This window comes from Micromonospora sp. NPDC050397 (genome assembly GCF_044901685.1).
Classification (GTDB): domain Bacteria; phylum Actinomycetota; class Actinomycetes; order Mycobacteriales; family Micromonosporaceae; genus Micromonospora_G.
In genome coordinates this window covers 163,593-185,432 of the sequence record NZ_JBJDPS010000012.1, presented here as the reverse complement: position 1 = coordinate 185,432, position 21,840 = coordinate 163,593, and the positions used below count along the sequence as shown (strand labels likewise).

Here is a 21,840-nt window from a genome sequence, read left to right as displayed (position 1 = left end):
TTGTGACCGTTCCCCGGTGGTGGTGGGGGGTCCCCCCTTTTGGGGCGCCCCCCCCCCCCCCCCGCGCCTCCCCCCCGCGGCGGGGGGGGGGGGGGGGGGGCCCCCCCCCCCCCGACGGCACGGGTCAGCCGAGCATCTCCTCGACCAGGTCGGCGGCCCGTGCGGTGCCGCCCTCGGCCCGCGCGGCGGCGGCCAACGTCGCGCACCGCCGGGCCACCTCGTTGTCGCCGGTCAGCGCCAGCAGCGCCGCCCGCAGGGTGTCGGCGGTCGCGTCGGCGGTGTCGATCCGCCGGGCGACGCCGAGTTCGACCAACCGGTCGGCGTTGCCGAACTGGTCGACCGCCTGCGGGACCGCGATCATCGGGGTGCCGGTGAACAGCCCCTCGCTGCTGCCGCCCATCCCGGCGTGGGTGACAAACGCGTCGGCGCGTTCCAGGATCGCCAGCTGCGGCACCCAGGGGTGCACCTCGACGTTGCCCGGGATCGGGCCGAGTTCGGCCGGGTCGGTGTGCTTGCCGATCTGGAGCACGACGTGCCACCCGGGCAGGTCACCGAAGGCGGCCAGGCACTGCCGGTAGAACTCCGGCTGCCGGGTGAACGCCGAACCGAGCGAGACCAGCAGCACCCTGCCGGCGTCCGCCGGGGCGGTCCAGTCGCCCTGGTCGGCGCGTTTGCCGAAACACGGCCCGACGAACGTCACCACCGCCGGGTCGACCTGGTCGGCGTACGGCTGCATGGCCCGGGGGATCAGCGCCAACGCCCGCGCGGGGCGGCCGCTGAACGTGTCCAGGTCCGTGGTGACGGCACCGTTGCCGGCCAGCCACGCCGCGAACCTGGCCCGGTACGCGTCGGCGCCGGGCAGTTGCCACAACTGCGCGGCCACCTCCCGCTCGTAGCCGTCCCAGGCCACCATGGAGGGTGAGAGCTGCACCGTTGGGCGCCGTTGCGCCTCGGCGAGCACCCGGGCGGCGTACGAGCCGATGTCGTACAGGTACAGGTCGGCCGGGTCGGTGTCGTAGACGGCCCGTAGCCGCGGCAGCGCGGCGATGTTGTCGTCGAGGAAGACACCCATGGCGGCGATCGGGTCGTCCGGCCAGTCGTGGTCGGCGACCGGCAACGTCGAGGTGTACGGCACCAGTTCGGCGCCGGTGGAGGTGACCAGGTCGGCCACGGTCGGGTCGTTGGCGTACGTGACCCGGTGGCCGCGGGCCACCAGTTCCCGGACGACTTCGAGGCTGGGCAGGATGTGGCTGATGGCGGGGACGCCGACCATGGCGATGTGGGCGGGGCGACGAGACATGTGGGGGTTCCTCTTTCTCAGGTCTACGGCGGAACGGACACGGTCACCGGGTGCGCGTGAGCGCCGTGACGGCGGTGCCGGTCACGGGGCGGGTGCGGGCCGGTGTGGCGAGGACGCGACGTCCTCGGCCGGGTGTCAGCCGTAGAGCTGCTGGAGGAACATGGCCGCGAGCCTAGCCCACGACGGCCCGCGGGTGCGACCCGATTCGGGGCCGGCGGGTACGGCACTAGACTCGGCCGGCGATGAGCGAGCACGACACCGCCGGCCCGGACCTGGCCGACACCCGACCGTGCGCCCACTGTGGCCGGCCGGTCCCGCAGCGCGCCGCCGCCGGGCGCCCGTACCGTTACTGCCGCGACAACGACGGTGCCTGCCAGCGGGCGTCGCGTAACTCCCGGATGCGCCACCGCAACGCCCCCGGCCTGGCCGGGCAGGTGGCCCGCACCTGGGAGGCGGTCGACCGGCTGGACCAGGTGGTCGAGACCCTGACCGAGGCGTTGCACGCCGACCTGTCACCGGTCGGGGTGGAGCGGCAGTTGGCGCAGGCGCGAGCGGACGCCGCCGCCGAGGTCGCCGCCGCGCAGACCGAGCGTGACGAGGCACGCCGGGAGGCGGAGGCGGCCACGGCGGCCCAGACCCGGGCCGAGCAGGTCGCCACCACCGCGTCGGCCGAACGTGACCGCGCGTACCAGCGGGCCGAGCAGGCGCAGCGCGACGCCGTCGAGGCGGGGCAGCGGGCCACCGAGGCCCTCGCCGACCGGGACGACGCGCGGCGGGCGGCCAGTGCCGCGCAGGCGCTGCGTTCCCAGGCCGAGTCCGACCGGGACTCCGCCCGGGTCGACCTGCGCACGTTGCGTACCCAGGCGGAGGCCGACCGGCGGGCGGTGGCCGACCTGACCCGGGAACGTGACACCGCCCGCGTTGACGCCGCCCGGGCCGCCACGTCGGCGGCCCAGGCGGTCGAGGCGGCGGAGGAGTTCCGGGCGGCGGCGCAGCGGGCACAGGCCGCCGCCGACCAGGCGCGGACGGAGGCGACCGAGGCCGCCCGGGACGCGCAGCGGGCCCGGGAGCAGCAGCGGCACGCCGAGGAGGTGTCCGAGGCGGCCCGGACGGCGGCGCGGCGGGCCGACACCGAACGCGAGCGGGTCGCCGGGCAACTGCGGGCGGCCGGTGACGCCGCCACGGCCGCGCAGGCCCGGGTCGACGACCTGGCCAGCCGCCTCGACGCCGCGATCGCCGACCGGGACGCGGCGACCGAACGGGTGGGACGCCTGTCGGTGCAGGTCGGTGACCTGGCCGCAGCGCTGGCCAGCCTCAGCGCCCGGGCGGTGCCCCCGCCGGCCGCCCCACCGCCGGCCGGCGCCGGGTGACCGGCGTGAACCAGACAACAGGCGGGTAAAGACCCACAACGGGGAGAAAACCTACGCCCCGTGGTGACCTGGATCACTACTTGCTGGGTACCGCTACGCTCGGAACGTTTAACCAGAAGTAGTTTTGCCGTCGGTGGCGGGAATCGCCGACCCGGCGCCCATCGTTACACCGATAAGACACGCACCACGACCGAGGGGAAAGCCGATCATGGGCGAGCGCATGCTGCGCGGAAGCCGTCTGGGAGCAGTCAGCTACGAGTCCGACCGGAACACGGAGCTCGCACCGCGCCAGACCCGCGAGTACCTCTGCGCCAAGGGCCACCAGTTCGAGGTGCCCTTCGCCGTCGACGCCGAGGTACCGATCACCTGGGAGTGCAAGTTCGACGGCAGCGTCGCCCGGCTGGTCGACGGCACCGAGCCCGAGCAGAAGAAGGCGAAGCCGCCGCGTACCCACTGGGACATGCTGCTGGAGCGCCGTTCGATCGCCGAACTCGAGGACATTCTCGCCGAGCGGCTCGAAGAGGTACGGACCCGACGCGGTCGCGTCTGACCACCCAGCACACCGAACACCACCGCCCCACGGCCAACCGGCCGTGGGGCGGTTCCGTGTGTACATCCCGCTACCGGCTCAACGCGGCCGCGGCTCCACGATCTCACCCTCGATCGCCCCACCCGCCGCCGGTGGTGGTGGCGGCTGGTCGGCGGCCGGCGGTGTCGGCTGCGGGGCGCCACGACGGACCCGGACCCGACGCGGCCCGAACAGGTCACCGGCGACCATCGCCGACACCCGCCGCTCCGTCGCCACCTGCACCCCCCGCCGGGCCAGCACCCGCACCGGCGGCACCACCAGCAGCAGCCCGACGGCCGCGCTGACCAACCCCGGCACGGCCAGCAGCAGCCCCGCGAGCAACCCGACCAGGCCGTCGATCACCTGCCCACCCGGTGGGGTGCCGGCCTGCGCCGCCGACCGGAAACCCCGCCACGCCCGCATCCCCTCCCGGCGCAGCAACGCCAACCCCAGGACCGAGGCGGCGAGCACCAGCAGGATCGTCCAACCGAACCCGATCGCGTGGCCGACCAGAACGAACACCGAGATCTCGACGACCACGGCGAGCAGCAACGCCAACGGCACCAGTCTCAGCCCTCGGCCCATGTCACCCCATCCGGATGGTGTACGACTGCGGAATCCCGCCCCTCCAGCATGACACGATCCGGTGTCACGGCCACCGCGGCGTGCTGTCGCCGAACCTCCGCCGGGAACGACCCCACCCGGGCCGCCGCTCCTGCAGACACCAGAGCGTCACCCGCCACAACGCCTCACCGACGATCAACGGGCTCATCTTGCTCGCCCCGTGCTCCCGCTCCGCGAACCTGATCGGCACCTCGACCGTCCGCAACCCCGCCCGGTGCGCCCGCCACGACAGCTCCACCTGGAACGAGTAACCCTGGGACGCGACCTGCTCGAAGTCCATCTTCGCCAACGCCGACACCCGGTACACCCGGAACCCGCCGGTGGCATCCGAAACCGGCATCCCCAACGCCACCCTGGTGTACAGATTCCCACCCCTGGACAGCAACTGCCGATGCCACGGCCAGTTGACCACCTCACCACCGGAGGTCCACCGGGAACCGATCACCACATCGGCGTCCCGGGCCGCGTCGAGCAACCGGGGCAACTCCTCCGGGGCGTGCGAACCGTCGGCGTCCATCTCCACCACCGCGTCGTACCCGCGCTCGCGCGCCCACCGGAACCCGGCCACGTACGCCGCACCCAACCCCTGCTTACCCGGGCGGTGCAGCACGTGGACGAACTCGTCCGCCCCGGCGAGCCGGTCGGCGACCGCCCCGGTGCCGTCCGGGCTGTTGTCGTCGGCGACAAGAACCTCCACCGACGGCACCGCCTGTCGCAACCGCTCGGTGATGACGACGACGTTGTCCGCCTCGTTGTACGTGGGAATGACGACCAGGACCCGCCCGAGCCCCGGGTAACCCGCCCTGCGTCCGACCGCGCCACTCGCCTCGCTCACCGCTCCTCCGCATCTGCCGCGCCAGCGGGGAGGGGATCACCCCCGTCCACCACCGGACCGTCCACGGAAACGACCCGCCGCCGCCGGGCCGGCACCGCCGCGACCAGCGCCGCCACGGCCAGACCCACCAGCACCACCTCCGGCCACACCCCGACCCGGGTGGCGACCGTACGGGCGTCCCCCAGGTGCACCCGCCGGACCACCACCGCCGCGGTGTTGAACCCGGTCGCACCGGTTACCCGCCCATCGGCCCCGACGAACCCGGACACCCCGACCGTCGAGGCCATCAGCGCCTCACGACCGTGCTCAACCGCCCGCAACTGCACCATCGCCATCTGCTGGCGGGCCTCGGCCTCGTCGAACGTGGCGTTGTTCGTCTGCACCACCAGCAACTGCGCCCCACCGGTCACGGTGTCCCGGACCACGTCGTCGTACGCGACCTCGAAACAGATCACGTCACCGAGGGTCACCCCACCTGCCCGCACCACCCCGGGGCGGGTGCCGGCGACGAAGTCCGACCGGACCCGGTCGACCTCCTTGCTGACCTTCCGGGCGATCTCCCGCATCGGGATGTACTCGGCGAACGGCACCGGATGCCGCTTGAAGTACATCTGGGTCTGATCCGGGCCGGTGTCCGGCAGCCACAACAGCCCCGTGTTACGCACCTGCCCCGGCCCCGGGCCGAGCAGCACCGCACCGACCAGGATCGGCACCCCGATCGCGTCCGCCGCCGCGCTGATCTCCGCCGCCGCGGTCGGGTCCCGCAACGGGTCCACGTCGCTGGCGTTCTCCGGCCACACCACCAGGTCCGGCCGGTCGGCCGTACCGGCGGCGACCCGGGCGGCGAGATCGATGGTGGCGTTCGCGTGGTTCTCCAACACCGCGCGCCGCTGGGCGTTGAAGTCCAACCCGAGCCGGGGCACGTTGCCCTGCACGATCGCCACCGTGGCCGTACCGGCACCGGACGCGCTGCCCAACGGCACCAGCAGCCCCACCCCCACCAACGCCACCGCCGCGGCGACCCCACCGGCGACCGGCGCCCACCCGCCCCGTACCCCGGCGGTGGTGCCCCGACCGGCGGCGAACCGGAACCCGGCCGCGACGAGGAACCCACCGGCGAGCGCCGCCACGAACGTCACCAGCGGCGCCCCACCGAGCACCGCCCACCGCAGCAGCGGCGAATCACCCTGCGAGAACGCCAACCGCCCCCACGGGAACCCACCGAACGGGGTCCGGTCCCGCAACGCCTCCTGCGCCACCCACAGCAGCCCCGTCACCACCGGCCACGACCACCGCCACCGGTCGACCACCGGGCTCACCCACGCCGTCGCCAGCCCCAACAGGGCCAGGTAGCACGCCTGCAAACCGGACAGCAGCAGCCACGGCAGGTAACCGGTGTGCAGATTCGTCCACGCCAGCATCGGGACGAACAATGCCAAACCGGCCAACGCCCCCACCCCGGCACCGCCCCGCAACCGCCGCCGGTGCGCCGCAGCCGCGAGCAGCGCCACCCCGACCGGCGCCAGCCACCACAGCCCGTACGGGGGGAACGCGACCAGCAGCGCCCCACCACCGGCCAGCGCCGCCACCACGGCGACCCACAGCGGCAGCGGCCGGGGCCGTGCCACCGGGTCGGGACCCGCACCGACCGGCGTGTCCGTGTCCACCATCGTCACCCGCGCCTCACCACCTGTCCGGCACCGCCGACCGGACGCGGCGGATCTACCCGCCGAAGGTTACCGGCACCACCTGTGGCAGTCGCCGCCGTCCACGGCCCCCCGGCACGACCAGGTGCGGGCCGACGACCGTGACCCGGAGACAAAATCGGGGCGCGGCCACTGGCCGCGCCCCGATGCTCCCAGGCCCTTCCCGGCCGGTGGGGCAGAGACGACCCGTCACGACCTTCGGACCGACCGGAGGAGGACTGGCTGTCCCCGTCAGGCCGTTGTCTACTGGCCGCCCACATCATCCTGCCCGTACACCGGTAACCGCGGCCGGTTCGCGCCGCCCCGCCGACCCCCGCCCGCTGGACCTGGCCGCTGCGACCTCAACACCAGTCGCTCGGCCAGCGGACGAAGGGACGAAGCGAACAACAGCCGCTTCCCGTAGTAGGACTCAAAGACGGTACGTGCTGCCCCCCGGGCCCTGTCAACTGCCACCGGCCAGTCGCGGCCCCACCCCGGCGTGTCGCCCCCTGCGAGTCGCCGATCAGCCGGCCGCCCCGACCAGATGCCGCCGCAACAGCGACACCGCCGCCACCGGCTGCTCCGCCGCCAACAAACCCGCGGCGGCCAGCACATACTGATCATCGACGACGGGTGTCGCCGCCCTCGGCAACACCCAACCACCACCATGATCGGCCAAAACCGCCGCCAGCACCGCCACCGCCGACCCGGCACCGGCGTGGCGCAGAACACCCCCCGAACCAACCACCAACCGTACGTCGCGCAGATCCCGCCCACCGTCACCGGCCGACCCACCCCGGGCATGCCGACGCAACGCCACCGTCGCCGCCAACCCCGCCAACCGCCGATCCACCTCCCGCGCCGAGGCGTCGACCGCCAGGAACCCCGGATCGGCCGCCCGGTCCGCCGCCGCCACCGCCAGCACCTCCGCCTGATCCGGGGGCAACAGCCGCTCCGCCACCGCCGCCTCGACCACCCCCGGGGCGCTCCACCGCACCCCCAGGTCACCCTCGACCGTACGGGCCCGCCACAGCACCCCCGCCGCCGACCGCGCCACCGGATGCGCCCGCTCGTCCGGCGTCAACACCGAGTACACGTCCGTCGTCGCCCCACCCACGTCGACCACCACCAGATCACCACCGACCTCGTCGGCCAACAACTCCACCCCGGTCAGCACCGCCTCCGGGGTGGCCGCCCGCACCAAACCGGCGAACCGCCGCCCCCGCGACAGCCCCTTCCCGCCGATCACGTGCCGCAGGAACACCTCCCGGATCGCCGCCCGCGCCGACCCCGGCGCCAACACCCCGATCCTCGGCAACACGTTCTCCGCCACCGTCACCGGCACCCCCCGGTCGGCCAACACCCGCGCCGCCTCCGCCCGCACGTCCACATTGCCGGCCACCACCACCGGCACCCGCCACCGCGCCCGCGCCAACCGGGTCGCGTTGTGGACCAGCACCTCACCGTCGCCGCCGTCGGTCCCACCGACGAGCAGCACCACATCCGGCGACGCCGCCCGCAACGCCCCCAACCCGTCCGCGTCGAGCAACCCCGCACCGACGTGCACCACCCGCGCCCCGGCCGACAACCCCACCTGTCGCCCGGCCCGAGCCGTCACCAACCGCTCGTAACCGACCACCGCCAGGCGCAACCCACCCCCGGCCGACGAACACACGTACCACGGCGCCCCCGCCGCACCCGGCAGGCCCGCCGTCGCCGCCGCCACCGCCGCGTCCAACCCGCGCAACACATCCGAGTCGACCGTCGTCGGCGCCAACGCCGCGCCCACCAACGCCCCGTCAGCCAGGTCGACCACCGCCACCTTCGTGAACGTCGACCCCACATCGGCGCAGACCGCGTACCCGGTCACAGCGGCGTGACCACCGCACCCGCCGCCCCACCCGGCGCCGGCCCCGGCACCACCACCGTCCCGGTCGCCGTCACCGCCACCAGCGGCGGATCCAACACCACCGCCGCCGACACCCCCGCCTCCGGCCGCCCCCGACACACCACCCGACACTCGAACTCGACCGTCCGGCTCCGGTTACCGACCCGGGTCACCGTCGCCACCACCTCGACCACGTCACCCGCCCGCACCGGCGCCACGAACCGCACCTGCGAGTACGAGGCGAACAAACCCTCGTCCCCGTCGGTACGGATACACACCTCCGTCGCCACGTCACCGAACAACCCCAACGCGTACGCCCCGTCGACCAGACCACCGGCGTAGTGCGCGTGCCCGTACGGCACATAACGCCGGTGCACCACCCGCAACCCCACCCGCGCGTCACTCATCGCCCCGCCACCCTCCCCGCACCAACCCGGGCCTCCCGGTTGACCACCAACGCGTGCACCAGATAACTGGCCACCTCCCGGGGCGTCGTCCCCCGGCCGAAAATCCGGTCCACCCCCAACTCACCCGTCATCAACTCGTCGAACCTCGGCCCACCGACGATCAGCAACGGCCGCCGCCCCGCCGGCATCGCCTCCCGGAACGCCGCCGACATCTCCCGGGTGTTGTGCAGATGCGCGTCCCGCTGCGTCACCACCTGCGACACCAACACCGCGTCCGCCCGCTCCACCCGCGCCGCCTCGACCAGATCCGGCACACTCACCTGCGCCCCCAGGTTCGTCACCCGCAACTCCCGGTAGTACTCCAGGCCCTTCTCACCCGCCACGCCCTTCACGTTCAGGATCGCGTCGATCCCGACCGTGTGCGCGTCCGTGCCGATACACGCCCCCACCACCGACAACTTCCGCCGCAACCGGGCCTTCACCAACGCGTTGACCTCCTTCGCCGACAACAACGGGAAATCACGCTCCACCACCCGCACCGCGTCCAGGTCCACCAGGTGGTTCACCCGCCCGTACACCACGAAGAAGGTGAACCCGTCACCCATCGGCCTCGCGTGCACCAACATCGCCGGCTCCAGACCCATCCTCGCCGCCAACTGCAGCGCCGCCCCCTCGGCCCGCTTGTCGTGCGCCACCGGCAACGTGAACGACACCTGCACCATGCCGTCCCCGGTCGTGTCCCCGTACGGGCGCACCACCGACCCGCTCACGCCGCCACCTCCGCCGCACCCGCGGCCACCCGAGCCGCCGCCTGGTCCCGCTCCAACAGCTCCGTCGCCGGGTTGTAGTAACCCGGCTCGTGCGCCGCCACCCCGTCCAGGCCCTTACCCCGGTCCGCCGGCCGCCGCATGATCCCGAACGTCCCCTCGGCGATCGCGTTCAACAACGTGTCGTCGGCGATCCGCGACAACAACGCCACCGCCTCGTCCAACACCCGCGCCGCCCGCGCCCGCACGAACCCACCCGGCGCCGGAACAAAATCCTCCGCCAACCCACCGGCCGCACCGAGCACGTACCGCACGTTCTGCAACGCGATGTCCCGATCCGACAACCACGGCGTCACCACCGCCTCGGTCATCATCCCGACCAGCAGAATCCCCTGCCCGGTCAACACACCCGCCAGATTGAAGAACCCGTCCAACAGATTCCCCCGGAACACATCCCCGGTCATGTGCTTCGTCGGCGGCATCCACTTCAACGGCGCGTCCGGGAACAACTCCCGCGCCAACAACGCGTGCGCCAACTCCAACCGGAACGAATCAGGCACATCCGGGTTGATCTCGAACGCGTGCCCCAACCCCAACTGCCAGTCCGCCAACCCTGCCTCGTGCGCGAAGAACTCGTTCAACAACTGCGACACCGTCACCGTGTGCGCCTCGTCCACCGCATCCGCCGTGGTCAGGTAGTTGTCCTCACCGGTGTTGATGATGATCCCCGCCCGCGCGTGAACCTGCCGCGAGAACCGCTGGTCGACAAACGTACGAATCGGATTGATGTCCCGGAACAAAATCCCGTACATCGAATCGTTCAACATCATGTCCAGCCGCTCCAACCCGGCCAACGTCGCCATCTCCGGCATACACAACCCCGACGCGTAATTCGTCAACCGCACGTACCGGCCCAACTCCCGCGACGACTCGTCCAACGCCGCCCGCATCAACCGGAAATTCTCCTGCGTCGCGTACGTCCCGGCGAACCCCTCCCGGGTCGCCCCCTCCGGCACATAGTCCAACAACGACTGACCCGTCGAACGGATCACCGCGATCACATCCGCACCCGCCCGCGCCGCCGCCTGCGCCTGCGGAATGTCCTCGTAGATATCCCCCGTCGCCACGATCAGATAAATCCACGGCCGACGCGGCGGATCCCCCCACCGCCGCACCAACCGCTCCCGTTCCACCCGCCGCCGGTCGATCGACCGCAACCCCGCCCCCACCGCCCGCCGCGCCGACGACAACGCCGACGACAACGCCCGCCCCGACGGCACCCCAAAACCCACCGACCCCGCCGCCGCCTTCTGCGCCAACAACGTCAACCCGGCCCCGACCTCACCGCCGGCCAACCCCTCCCGCGTCAACGCGTCGAACACCGGCAACGCCACCCCATGACCCAGACCCACCTCCGCCACCACGGCGTCGACCAGCCGGTTCACCCACGGAATCCCATCCGGATCCGCCCCCGACACCCCGGCCAGCCGCAACACCGCCCGCTCCACCGACACCGTCGTATGCCCACGAGCAAGATCCACCACCGGCTGACCGGCCCGACGCGCCAACTCCCGCGCCCGAGCCACCACCGACGCGTCCAACCCCAACTTGCCCGTCACGACGTACCTCCCTCTCACCCGCCCAGGCGGGCACCCCGAACCACTCAGTCGAGCGCCTCGTAGATCACCTGACCGCGCAACACCGTCTGCCGACACACCGGCAACGGCGTCGGATCCCCCGGACCCCGCAACTCCACCTCCGGGGCCACCAACACCGGCAACCCCCGCTCCACCCCCGCCAGCACCGACCACACCGCGAACGTCGCCGGCGCCCCCGGAGCCAACACCCCCTCGTCGTCCCGGAACACCGCCCGCCAACCACCCCGGGTGTGCGCCGCGAACGCCGCCCGCGCACCCATCCGCTGCGCCGGATTGAAATGCGACATCGCCGCCCGCACCGACCCCCACGGATCCAACGGCGTCACCGGCGAATCCGACCCGAACGCCAACGTCACACCCACCGCGTGCATCGCACCCATCGGATTCGAATCCAACGACCGGGCCACCCCCAACCGCTGCGCGTACATCCGCGACGTACCACCCCACAACCGGTCGAACGCCGGCTGCATGCTCGCCACGATCCCGTACTCGACAAACCCCGCGATCAACCGCTTGTTCATGATCTCCGCGTGCTCCACCCGATGCCGGGCCGCCCGCAACCGATCCACCCCCAACGACCGCGCCGCCTCGGCGAACCCCGCCAACACCGTCCCGATCGCCGCATCCCCGATCGCGTGGAACCCGCCCTGCATCCCATGCCGCGCACAGTCCAACAAGTGATCCCGCACCTGCTCCGCCGACACGTACCCGTGCCCACACACACCCTCACCACCATCGGCGTACGCCGACGACAGATGCGCCGTACGCGATCCCAACGCCCCATCCGCGAACAGATCCCCACCCGCACCCACCGCGCCCAGCTCCCGCGCCCGCTCCGCCCCCGACAACTCACCCCAGTAGCCGTACACCTCCGGCCCACCCACACCCGACAACGCCAACACCCCGGCAAAATCCACCTCGTCCGAAATATCCGGCCCACCGCACTCGTGCACCGCCGCGATCCCCAACGACGCCGCCCGCGCCAACGCCACCCGCTGCGCCGCCACCCGCTGCTCCCGGGTCACCGACCCGAACGCCAACGCCCGCACCACATGGTGCGCGTCCCGCCGCAACCAGCCCGAAGCGTCGTACCCCGGCACCGCCACCACCTCCGGCGCCGCCGCCAACAACGCCAACGAACACAACGCCGAATGAATCGACGCCTGCGACAGATACACCCGCCGCCCACCCGCCACCCGGTCCAACTCAACCGCGTCCGGCGGCCGCTGATCCACCCAGTTCGACTCGTCCCACCCATGCCCCAACACCACCGCGTCCGCCGGCAAACCGGCCGCGAACGCCGCCACCGCCGCGCTCACCTCCGCCGCCGAACGCGCCGACGACAGATCCAGCCCCGACAACACCAGCCCCGTGTCCGTCGCGTGCACGTGCGCGTCCACGAACGCCGGCGTCACCAACCCACCCGCCAGATCCACCACCCGATCGGCCACCGGCGCGTCCGCGTCCGCACCCAACCACACGATCCGATCGTCACGAACCAACAACGCGGTCGCCTGCGGGTCACCCGGGCAGTAGAGGTGACCACCGCGGTAGAGAATCGAGGGGGAAGTCATGTGATCTAGTCTGCCGCGAGCCGGGCCTCGAACAACGCACGCACCCCCGCGTCGGCCCGCACCAGATCCAACGCCAACGCCGCGTGACCCGGCACAAACCCGTTGCCGACCAGCATCGTCACATCCGCCGCCAGCCCCTCCGCGCCCAACGCCGCCGCCGAGAAACTCGTCGCCATCGAGAAAAAGATCACCGTGCCGCCGTCGGCCGTGGCCAGAATCGCCCCGTGCTCACAACCCGGCACGTCCACACAGACCACCGTCACGTCCGCCGGCGCCCCCAACGCGCCGACCACCGCCGCCGACAACCCCACCGGGTCACGCGCGTCGGCCAACACCACCGCCGAGGCCAGACCGGCGGCAACCAACCGGTCCCGCTCCGCCGACACCGGCACCACCCCGACCGTACGACCAGCGCCCGCCCGCCGCGCCGCCGCCAACGCCAACGACCCGCTCTTACCCGCCCCGCCGAGCACCGCCACCGACGGCGACCGGTAACCACCCACCACCCGGGAGGTCAACGCCGGCGCCCCACACACGTCCAGCACCGCCAGACTCAGCCTCGGATCCAGGTCATCGGGCAACACCGCCACCACCGACCGGGCGAACAACACCGCCCGACCCACACACGGCACCTGCTCGCCGCGCCCGTCCCAGCCCGCCAACCCGTCCTCGACCACCAACGGGGTCAACGTCAACGACACCAGGGTCGCCACCCGGTCGCCCGGCTTCACCGGCAACGGAGACAACGGCCCGACCTCGTCGACCACCCCGATCAACATGCCACCCGAACCAGTGACCGGATTATGCATCTTGCCCCGGTCGGCGATGATCTCGAGCACCTCCGCCCGAACCGCCACCCCGTCCCCACCATGCTTCTCCGACAACTGCCGAAAACTCGCCGCGTCCAGGTTCAACCGCTCCACCCGGACCCGCACCTCGTCAACCCCCAACGGCGCGTACGGATCCAGCCGCCACGCCGCCTGAGGCAACACACCAACCGGCTCCAGAACACGGTGCAACCCCACGGGTGAAGTCATCTCGAAACCCTCCCTCCCAGGTCACTCACGTTGCCAACCGCTCGCTCTGCGGGAAAACTTCCGGCAGACTAATTCCTCAACAGGATATTTTCCAGTAGCCTTCGGTCCGTCACCGATACCGCGCAGCCTGAGGAGGGGCCGTGACGCAGACACAACCAGTTGAGGCCATCCCCCAGCCGCGCCCCACCGACACCACCACCCCCCGCGCCGGCCAGCCCTACGAATACCGCCGCCGCCCACTCGTCGAACCCGACTGGACCCGCTTCCCCAGCTGGCGCCACGTCACCCGCGAACAGTGGGAATCCGCCCAGTGGCAACGCGTCAACTGCGTCAAGAACGCCAAACAGCTCCGCGCCGTACTCGGCGACCTCGTCGACGAGAGCTTCTACACCGACCTCGCCACCGACCAGGCCGCACTCGCCACCATGTCGATGCTGGTCCCACCACAAATGATCAACACAATGGTGCCCGACGGGCCGGTGACCACCGACGCCTTCATGGCCGACCCGATCCGCCGCTACATGATCCCGGTCGCCTCCGACCGACGCGTCGACTGGCCCTCGCACCCGTACGCCACCCGCGACTCACTCCACGAGCACGACATGTGGGTCGCCGAGGGCCTCACCCACCGCTACCCCACCAAGGTCCTCGCCGAACTGCTCTCCACCTGCCCGCAGTACTGCGGCCACTGCACCCGGATGGACCTGGTCGGAAACTCCACCCCCACCGTCGACAAACTCAAACTCACCCTCAAACCCGTCGACCGCTACACCGCCCACATCGACTACCTCCGCGCCCACCCCGGCGTACGCGACATCGTCGTCTCCGGCGGCGACGTCGCCAACGTGCCCTGGCGCAACCTCGAGTCGTACCTGATGCGACTGCTGGAAATCGAAACCATCCGCGACATCCGCCTCGCCACCAAGGCACTGATGGGACTACCCCAGCACTGGCTCCAGCCCGAGGTCGTCGAGGGACTCGAACGGGTCGCCCGCACCGCCGCCCGGCGCGGCGTCAACCTGGCCATCCACACCCACGTCAACCACGCCCAGTCGCTGACCCCGCTCGTCGCCCGAGCCGCCCAGACCGCGCTCGAGGTCGGCGTACGCGACGTACGCAACCAGGGTGTCCTCATGCGCGGGGTGAACGCCACCGCACCGGACCTGCTCGACCTCTGCTTCGCACTCCAGGGCGAAGCCGGCATCCTGCCCTACTACTTCTACATGTGCGACATGATCCCCAACGCCGAACACTGGCGGGTCCCGGTCTGGCACGCCCAGCAGCTCCAACACGACATGATGGGCTACCTGCCCGGTTACGCCACCCCCCGGATCGTCTGCGACGTACCGTTCGTCGGCAAACGATGGGTGCACATGCTCACCGAGTACGACCGGGAGCGCGGCATCTCCTACTGGACCAAGAACTACCGCACCTCGATCGAGTCGGCCGACCTGGCCGCGCTCGGCCGCCGGTACGCCTACTACGACCCGATCGACACGCTGCCCGAGTCAGGTCGCTCCTGGTGGACCAGTCACGAGCCGAGCCCGCTCGACTGAGACCGCGACCGCGACGCGCACACCAGTGGGGCCACCGGTACGTGACCGGTGGCCCCACTGTCGCCTATGCGTCCACGGCTACGTCACCCGCGGTTACCGGTTGAACGCGTCCTTCACGTTCTTACCGGCGTCCTTGGCGTGTTCGCCCGCCTGCTTGGCCTTGCCGCCGGCCTGCTGCCGCGAACCCTGGGCGCGCATCTGCTCGTTGTCGGTGGCGTCGCCGTACTTCTCCTTGGCAGCGCCAACCATCTCCTGAGCCTTGTTCTTGGCCTTGTCGGTGAGGCTCATCTCGACTCCTCGTGAGTAGTCGGGTGTTCGGCCACGAGATGAGTTCCCGGCCCGGGGTCGCTGACACCTTGTTCGTGAGGTGGGAGCTGCCACACCCCGTAGTGCGTCCTAGGAAGCTAGGTGCATCTCACGTGCTTAACTGACCAGGTGACAGAGATCGTTCTCATCCGGCACGGCGAGACCGAGTGGAGTGCCGGACACCGGCACACCTCGTACACCGACATTCCCCTGACCGACGAGGGCGAGCGTCAGGCCCGCGCGGTCCGCGACCAGGTGGCCGGGCGTAGCTTCGCCGCCGTGATCTCCAGTCCCCGGGCCAGGGCGCGGCACACCGCCGAACTCGCCGGCCTGACGGTCACCTCGGTCGACGACAACCTCGCCGAGTGGAACTACGGCGCCTACGAGGGGCGGACCACGGCCGAGATCCAGGTCGACCGCCCCGGCTGGAACCTGTGGACCGACGGCTGCCCCGACGGGGAGTCCCCCGACCAGGTCGGTGCCCGGCTCGACCGGGTACTCGCCCGGGCCGCCACGCTGCTCGATCAGGGTGACGTCGCACTGGTCGCGCACGGGCACAGCCTCCGGGTGGCCGGTGCCCGCTGGATCGGCCTACCCGCGAGCGGGGGCGGCCTGCTCCGGCTGGACACCGCCACCGTCTCCGCCCTCGGCCACGAACACGACCGGCCGGTGATCCTGCGCTGGAACACCGGTGGCGCGGCCTCGCTCCCGGTCAGTCCAGGTCGCGGCTGATCCTCGGCGGCCGGCTTTCGTACGGCGTGGAGAGCACCACCGTGGTACGGGTGGTCACGTTCGCCGAGGTGCGGATCTCCTGCAACACCCGTTCCAGGTCGGCCGGGCCGGAGACCCGCACCAGCAGCAGGTAGAAGTCCTCCCCCGCGACCGAGTAACAGGACTCGATCTCGGGCAGGTGGGCCAGCCGCTCCGGGGCGTCGTCCGGCTGCGACGGGTCGAACGGCCGGACCGCCACGAACGCGGTCAACGGCAGGTCCAGCGCGTCGTACGAGACCTGGGCGGTGTAGCCGGTGATGACGCCGCGCTGCTCCAGCCGGCGTACCCGCTGGTGCACGGCCGAGACCGACAGTCCCACCTTCTCGGCCAGGTCGGTGTACGACATGCGGCCGTCGGTGGTCAGCCCGGCGATGATGGCGCGATCGACTTCCTCCACGGCGAAGAACCTACCGCCAAGGGCCCAGTCCGGCGAAGTTGATCGCACACGGCGGGAGCCCGGACCCGGACCGGCATCAACGGGTCGGGCGTCGGGCTCCTGCGGCACGTGCCGGCTCCTACCCCGTCATCCCACGCGTTCGGCGACGATCAGTCCGGCCGGCGCAGCCAGCGGCAGGTGCTCCACCGGCGTCCAACCGGTCTGGTCGAGCCACCCCGTCACATCGCTCGCCTCGTAGGTGTCACCGCCGCTGATCATGAGGAACTCGCCCGATCCGAGGCGGGTCGCCGGGTGCGGTGCGGCCGGGTCGCGGAACCAGTCGACGAGCAGTAGCCGGCCGCCGGGTGCGACGACCTCGGCCAACCGGGCGAGCAGTTCGAGGTTGCGCTCCGGGGAGAACAGGTGCAGGAAGTTGGCCACCACCACCACGTCGTGCCCGGCCGGCAGCGGGTCGACGAAGACGTCGGCGGCGACCAGGTCGAGCCGGTCGGCGAAGGCGTCGGCGGCGACCTCGGCGCGGGCGACGTCCACCACGTCGGGCAGGTCGAGCAGGGTCGCGGTGAGCCGTGGGTAGGCGCGCAGGATCGGCTTGGCGAAGGTGCCGATACCGCCGCCGACGTCGAGCAGTCGGGTGTGCGGGCCGAAGTCGTACGCCTCGGCCAGGTCGGCGGCCGTCTCGGCGGTGACCAGGGCCACCGAGGACTCGTACGCCCTGGTCTGCTCCTCGCTGAGCTGCTCGGCCCTGACTCCCTGTCGGGTACGGAACGCGGTGGACGCCCGGGTCCAGGTCGGGTAGCTGACGAGATCCCAGTAGCGCAGCATGGCGCGCATGTCGAGCGGCCCTCGGCCGGCGAGGAAGGCCTCGGTGTCGGGGGCGTTGCGGTAGCGCTCGCCGTCGTGCTCGACCAGGCCGGTGGCGACCAGCAGGTCGGCGATCGCCCGGGCGCTGCGGACCGGGAGTTGGCACCGCTGCGCGATGGTCTCGGCGGTGGCGCCGTCGTCGGGCAGGGCGGCGAAGAGGCCGACCTCGGCGGCGACGAAGAGTGCCTTGGCGGTCATGAAGCCGGAGGCCACACCGGTGATCCGGGCGGGGTTCAGCGGCGGTGGCTGGTCCGGGTTGGGGTCGCCGGACTGTGGTGGCACGAAGACACGACGTACCGGTTGATCGACCATTGATCCCCCCCGAAGATCGTAAGTCATCTATTCAGTTGGGGACATGCTACGGCTTCGGTTGACGCCCGGCCACCCCGTCCGGCGCCGCGCCGACGCGGGGGACGTCGGCGCGGCTGGCCGGCGATGCCACCGGCGGTAGGGGCGGTCAGGCGGTCTCGACCAGGGACCGGGCCTGTCGGGGGTCGTCGGCGTCGAGGGCGAGTTTCGCCAGCCGTTCACACTCGGCGAAGGTGTGTCGGGCGAGCGCCGCGCGTACCGCCGGCAGGGCGGGTCCGGACATCGAGAGGCTGGTGACGCCGAGCCCGGCCAGGACGGGTGCGAGCAGCGGGTCGGCGGCCGCCTCGCCGCAGATCCCGACCGGTTTGCCGGCGGCCCGCCCGGCGGCGGCCGCCTCCGAGATCAGCCGCAGCAGCGCGGGTTGCCAGGGGTCGAGCAGTTCGGCCAGGTCGCCGCACTGCCGGTCGGCGGCGAAGGCGTACTGGCTCAGGTCGTTGGTGCCGATGCTGAGGAAGTCGACCGCCTCGAGGAGCGCTCCGGCGCGCAGTGCCGCCGCCGGCACCTCGATCATCACCCCGGCCTTCGGCAGCCCGGCCGCCCGGACCGCCTCGGCGAAGCCGGCCGCCTCGGCCCGGGTGGCGACCATCGGGGCCATCACCCAGACCTCCGCGCCGGTGTCGGCGGCCGCGCGGGCGATCGCGTCGAGCTGCGTACGCAGCACCGCCGGTTGCCGTCGGGCCACCCGTAGGCCACGGATGCCGAGTGCCGGGTTGGGTTCCGCCGCCTGTGCCAGGAACGGCAGTGGCTTGTCGGCACCGGCGTCGAGGGTGCGCACGACCACCCGGCGTCCGCCCATCCGGGCGAACACCTCCCGGTACGTCGCCGTCTGCTCGTCGAGGCCGGGTTCCCGGGTGCGGTCGAGGAAGAGCAGTTCGGTGCGGAACAGGCCGACCCCCTCGGCGGCGTCGGCCGCCGGTATCTCGCGGGCGGAGCCGACGTTGGCCAGCAGTGCCACGGGGTGGTTGTCGGCGGTACGGCCGGGTCCGGAGCTGGTGACCGCCGTGGCGGTCCGGGTGGTGGTGCGGGCGGCCAGGGTGGTCGGGTCGAGGCCGGTCTCGACCAGGCCGGTGGTGCCGTCGACCAGGACCGTCTCGCCGTCGGCGACGCCGGTGATGTCGGCGCAGCCGACCACCGCCGGCAGTCCCAGCGCCCGGGCCAGGATCGCGGTGTGGCTGGTCGGGCCGCCGACCTCGGTGACCAGGGCGACCACCTGGTCCGGGTCGAGGTCGACGGTGTCGGCCGGGGCGAGGTCCCGGGCGACGAGGACGTACGGGTGTCCGGGCGAGGGCACGCCCGGCATCGGTCGGTCGAGGCAGACGGCGACCGCCCGGTCGCGCAGGTCGTCCAGGTCGGCGACGCGTTCGGCCAGGTAGCCGCCGGCCGCCTCGAAGACCGCCCGGTAACCGGCGAACGCGGCGTCGACGGCGTGCGGGGCGTCCCAACCGGCGGTGACCTCGTCGCGTACGGCGTCGGCGAGGACCGGGTCGTCGGCCATCATGGCCTGGGCCCGGAGCACGTCGGCGGCGGTCCGCTCGCGGGCCCGGTCGGCCCGCCTGCCGAGTTCGGCCACGACGGTGGCGAGCGCGCCGACCGCCTTGTCGGCCTCGGCGGCGGGGTCGGTGACGGTGGTCGGCTCGGGCAGGGTGGGCACCTCGCCGACCCGCAGGACGGGGCCGGCGGCGGTCCCGGGGCTGACCCCGATCCCGCGCAGCGGTGGCCGGGTCGACGGTTCAGGCATCGGCCTGCTCTTCCGCGTCGAGGTCCCGCAGGAGCAGGTCGGCGAGGGTGTCGAGGGCCGCGTCGGCCCCCTCCCCCTCGGCTTCGATGACCACCTCGGTGCCCCGTTTGGCGCCGAGGGAGAGCACCGAGAGCATGCTGTTGGCCGGCACCGGCCGCTTGTCGCCGACCCGGATGGTCACCCGGACCGGCTGTGCCGTGGCGGCGGCGACGAACAACGCCGCCGGGCGGGCGTGTAGACCGCTGGCGGATCCAACGGCGACCGTACGCGTGGGCATGGTGCTCTCCCTCTTCGACTCGGGGCCCGGTGGCTCAGGGCTCGATGGTGACCTTGATGGCCTCGCCCCGGGCGACGACGCCGAGCGCGTCGACGGCCTGGTCGAGCGGTAGCCGGTGGGTGATCAGATCGGCCACCGGCACCGCGCCGCTGGCGATGAGCCGCAGCGCCTCGGCGTTCTGGGCAGGGCTGGATCCGTTGGCGCCGACGATGGTCAGTTCCCGGTAGTGCACGAGGTTGGAGTCGCAGGCGATGATCGGGTTGTCCTTCGGCAGGCCGCCGAAGAAGCTGATCCGCCCCTGCCGGGCGGCCATGGCGATGGCCTGCTCCTGGGCGGCACCCGAGGCCGCGGCGGTGATGACGACGTCGGCGCCGCGTCCCTCGGTGAGCTTGAGGATCTCGTCGACCGGGTCGACCTCGGCGCCGCAGATGGCCGCGTCCGGGGTGACCAGGTCGGCGGCCAGGTCCAGCCGGGCCCGGTTGAGGTCGACCAGGAAGACCCGGGCGGCGCCCCGGGCGCGGGCCAGTCGTACGTGCAGGCAGCCGATCGGGCCGGAGCCGATGACCACGACGTCGTCGCCGGTGCCGACGCGGGCCAGTTCCTGGCCGTTGAGGACGCAGGCGAGCGGTTCGGCGACCGACGCCTCGGCGAAGCCGACGCCGTCCGGGATCCGGTTGAGCCCGTCGACGGCGAGGACCTTGGCCGGTACGACCAGGTACTGGGCGAATCCGCCCTCGTAGTGGTAGCCCATCGACTCCTGGTTCGGGCAGACGGTCATCCGGCCGCGCCGGCATTCGGCGCACCGTCCGCAGGGGATGGCGGCGATGACCTGCACCCGGTCGCCGGCCGACCAGCCGGTGACGTCCGCGCCGGTCTCGACCACCTCACCGGCGATCTCGTGTCCCATCACCCGGGGCGGGTGGATGTGGTGGTGCCCGAACTTGGAGATCTTGACGTCGGTGCCGCAGGTGGAGCAGTTGCGTACGCGGATCTTGACGTCGCCCGGGCCCGGGGTGGGCTCGGGTACGTCCTCGATCCGTACGTCGCCGGGTGCGTGGAAACGAACGACCTTCATCAGTTGCTGTCCTCCTGTGCCGCCGCCGTGAACAGGCGGAGCACGTCATCGGGGTGGGTGGCCTCGCGCAGTTCGCGGGCCTGGTCGGGGTCGAGCAGGATGTCGGCGAGCCGGGCCAGGATCTCGACGTGGCCGTCGCCTCGGGCGGCGATCGCCACGCAGACGGTGACCGGCTGGCCGTCCCAGTCCACCGGGGTGGGGAACCGGAGTACGGCGAGTGCGTCGCGGTGCACGAGGTCCTTGCCGCCGAGGGTGCCGTGCGGGATGGCCACCCCCTCCCCGATGTACGTGGGGACCGAGCGTTCGCGGGCGAGCATGGTCTCCACGTACGCCGGGTCGGCGGCGCCGATCTCGACCAGCAGGTCGCCGCAGCGGCGGATGGCGTCGTCGCGGTCGGCTGCGGTCTCGTGCAGTCGCAGGGCGCGGGGGTCGAGCAGGTCGGCGAGTTGGTCAGCCACTGATCTCGTCGCCCTTCTCGATCGCCTTGACCACCCTGGTCACGGCGGGGTCGCCGAGGAAGACCTGGAACGGCACGATGATCTTGTCCGGGGCGCTGGCCCGGGCCCGCGCGGCCAGTCCACTGTGGGTGACCACCACGTCGGCGTCGGCCGGGATCGAGTTGACCGGCGTGTGCTCGACCGTGACGGAGAACTTCCTGAGCTGCTTGCGCAGTTGGCTGGCGAGCATGACGCTGCTGCCCATGCCGGCGTCGCAGGCCACCACGATCTTGTGGACGTCCTTGCCGTTGATGCTGCCCATGACGGGCACCCCTCTCGT

22 protein-coding genes are annotated in these 21,840 nt (G+C 72.1%); 4 read left to right on the top strand and 18 right to left on the bottom strand.

Annotated elements, in window-relative coordinates; translation table 11 throughout:
• Positions 1-124: 124 nt before the first annotated feature.
• A complete protein-coding gene (locus tag ACI2K4_RS29010; protein WP_404515891.1) occupies positions 125-1,300 on the bottom strand; it encodes a macrolide family glycosyltransferase in 1,176 nt (391 codons plus the stop codon).
• A gap of 242 nt (positions 1,301-1,542) precedes the next feature.
• Between ACI2K4_RS29010 and ACI2K4_RS29005 the strand changes: the two genes are divergently transcribed.
• Both ACI2K4_RS29005 and ACI2K4_RS29000 read left to right on the top strand, forming a co-directional pair.
• Entirely contained in the window at positions 1,543-2,670 is a 1,128-nt protein-coding gene (locus ACI2K4_RS29005; protein ID WP_404515890.1) for a hypothetical protein, read from the top strand.
• A gap of 208 nt (positions 2,671-2,878) precedes the next feature.
• Positions 2,879-3,220: an RNA polymerase-binding protein RbpA gene (locus tag ACI2K4_RS29000; protein ID WP_326558423.1), complete on the top strand. Its 342-nt coding sequence runs from the start codon at positions 2,879-2,881 to the stop codon at positions 3,218-3,220.
• A 78-nt stretch (positions 3,221-3,298) separates the two neighbouring features.
• On the opposite strand, the gene ACI2K4_RS28995 is transcribed toward ACI2K4_RS29000, so the two are convergent.
• The 9 genes from ACI2K4_RS28995 to ACI2K4_RS28955 form a co-directional block, all read right to left on the bottom strand.
• Positions 3,299-3,823 (bottom strand): FxsA family protein, encoded by a 525-nt coding sequence (locus ACI2K4_RS28995; protein ID WP_404515889.1) that lies wholly within the window; start codon positions 3,821-3,823, stop codon positions 3,299-3,301.
• Positions 3,824-3,887: 64 nt separating this feature from the next.
• Positions 3,888-4,697 (bottom strand): polyprenol monophosphomannose synthase, encoded by an 810-nt coding sequence (locus ACI2K4_RS28990; protein ID WP_404515888.1) that lies wholly within the window; start codon positions 4,695-4,697, stop codon positions 3,888-3,890.
• A complete protein-coding gene (gene lnt, locus ACI2K4_RS28985) occupies positions 4,694-6,367 on the bottom strand; it encodes an apolipoprotein N-acyltransferase (RefSeq protein WP_404515900.1) in 1,674 nt (557 codons plus the stop codon). Before lnt ends, ACI2K4_RS28990 begins: the two co-directional genes overlap by 4 nt.
• Before the next feature lie 538 nt (positions 6,368-6,905).
• Positions 6,906-8,252 carry a glutamate mutase L gene (locus ACI2K4_RS28980; protein ID WP_404515887.1) on the bottom strand — a complete coding sequence of 449 codons (1,347 nt, stop codon included), beginning with the start codon at positions 8,250-8,252 and terminating at the stop codon, positions 6,906-6,908.
• Positions 8,249-8,677, bottom strand: a complete 429-nt coding sequence (locus ACI2K4_RS28975; RefSeq protein WP_404515885.1) for a hotdog domain-containing protein — start codon at positions 8,675-8,677, stop codon at positions 8,249-8,251. Before ACI2K4_RS28975 ends, ACI2K4_RS28980 begins: the two co-directional genes overlap by 4 nt.
• Positions 8,674-9,447 (bottom strand): OAM dimerization domain-containing protein, encoded by a 774-nt coding sequence (locus tag ACI2K4_RS28970; protein ID WP_404515883.1) that lies wholly within the window; start codon positions 9,445-9,447, stop codon positions 8,674-8,676. Before ACI2K4_RS28970 ends, ACI2K4_RS28975 begins: the two co-directional genes overlap by 4 nt.
• Entirely contained in the window at positions 9,444-11,063 is a 1,620-nt protein-coding gene (locus tag ACI2K4_RS28965; protein ID WP_404515882.1) for a lysine 5,6-aminomutase subunit alpha, read from the bottom strand. Before ACI2K4_RS28965 ends, ACI2K4_RS28970 begins: the two co-directional genes overlap by 4 nt.
• Positions 11,064-11,107: 44 nt before the next feature.
• Positions 11,108-12,676 (bottom strand): amidohydrolase, encoded by a 1,569-nt coding sequence (locus tag ACI2K4_RS28960; RefSeq protein ID WP_404515881.1) that lies wholly within the window; start codon positions 12,674-12,676, stop codon positions 11,108-11,110.
• A 5-nt stretch (positions 12,677-12,681) separates the two neighbouring features.
• Positions 12,682-13,713 (bottom strand): zinc-binding alcohol dehydrogenase, encoded by a 1,032-nt coding sequence (locus ACI2K4_RS28955; protein ID WP_404515880.1) that lies wholly within the window; start codon positions 13,711-13,713, stop codon positions 12,682-12,684.
• Positions 13,714-13,853: 140 nt separating this feature from the next.
• Between ACI2K4_RS28955 and ACI2K4_RS28950 the strand changes: the two genes are divergently transcribed.
• On the top strand, positions 13,854-15,269 hold the full coding sequence (locus ACI2K4_RS28950) for a KamA family radical SAM protein (protein WP_404515879.1): 1,416 nt from the start codon (positions 13,854-13,856) through the stop codon (positions 15,267-15,269).
• Between the two features lie 93 nt (positions 15,270-15,362).
• On the opposite strand, the gene ACI2K4_RS28945 is transcribed toward ACI2K4_RS28950, so the two are convergent.
• The gene (locus ACI2K4_RS28945) at positions 15,363-15,557 is read right to left on the bottom strand and encodes a CsbD family protein (RefSeq protein ID WP_404515878.1); all 195 of its coding nucleotides are present in this window, start codon (positions 15,555-15,557) and stop codon (positions 15,363-15,365) included.
• A gap of 147 nt (positions 15,558-15,704) precedes the next feature.
• On the opposite strand from ACI2K4_RS28945, the gene ACI2K4_RS28940 reads away from it, so the two are divergent.
• Positions 15,705-16,307, top strand: a complete 603-nt coding sequence (locus ACI2K4_RS28940) for a histidine phosphatase family protein (RefSeq protein ID WP_404515877.1) — start codon at positions 15,705-15,707, stop codon at positions 16,305-16,307.
• Here the strand turns inward: ACI2K4_RS28940 and ACI2K4_RS28935 are convergent.
• The 7 genes from ACI2K4_RS28935 to ACI2K4_RS28905 form a co-directional block, all read right to left on the bottom strand.
• Positions 16,288-16,743 (bottom strand): Lrp/AsnC family transcriptional regulator, encoded by a 456-nt coding sequence (locus ACI2K4_RS28935; protein ID WP_404515876.1) that lies wholly within the window; start codon positions 16,741-16,743, stop codon positions 16,288-16,290. The two genes, ACI2K4_RS28940 and ACI2K4_RS28935, sit on opposite strands and share 20 nt — an antisense overlap.
• A gap of 126 nt (positions 16,744-16,869) precedes the next feature.
• A complete protein-coding gene (locus ACI2K4_RS28930; RefSeq protein WP_404515875.1) occupies positions 16,870-17,916 on the bottom strand; it encodes a methyltransferase in 1,047 nt (348 codons plus the stop codon).
• 145 nt (positions 17,917-18,061) lie between these two features.
• Positions 18,062-19,711 carry a phosphoenolpyruvate--protein phosphotransferase gene (gene ptsP, locus ACI2K4_RS28925; RefSeq protein ID WP_404515874.1) on the bottom strand — a complete coding sequence of 550 codons (1,650 nt, stop codon included), beginning with the start codon at positions 19,709-19,711 and terminating at the stop codon, positions 18,062-18,064.
• Positions 19,704-19,988, bottom strand: coding sequence for an HPr family phosphocarrier protein (locus ACI2K4_RS28920; protein ID WP_404515873.1), 285 nt, complete (start codon positions 19,986-19,988; stop codon positions 19,704-19,706). Before ACI2K4_RS28920 ends, ptsP begins: the two co-directional genes overlap by 8 nt.
• A 34-nt stretch (positions 19,989-20,022) precedes the next feature.
• Positions 20,023-21,063 carry a zinc-dependent dehydrogenase gene (locus ACI2K4_RS28915; protein WP_404515872.1) on the bottom strand — a complete coding sequence of 347 codons (1,041 nt, stop codon included), beginning with the start codon at positions 21,061-21,063 and terminating at the stop codon, positions 20,023-20,025.
• Positions 21,063-21,521: a PTS sugar transporter subunit IIA gene (locus ACI2K4_RS28910; protein ID WP_404515870.1), complete on the bottom strand. Its 459-nt coding sequence runs from the start codon at positions 21,519-21,521 to the stop codon at positions 21,063-21,065. The genes ACI2K4_RS28915 and ACI2K4_RS28910 overlap by 1 nt, the downstream gene beginning before the upstream one ends.
• Entirely contained in the window at positions 21,514-21,822 is a 309-nt protein-coding gene (locus ACI2K4_RS28905) for a PTS lactose transporter subunit IIB (protein ID WP_404515869.1), read from the bottom strand. Before ACI2K4_RS28905 ends, ACI2K4_RS28910 begins: the two co-directional genes overlap by 8 nt.
• Between the last annotated feature and the right edge of the window lie 18 nt (positions 21,823-21,840).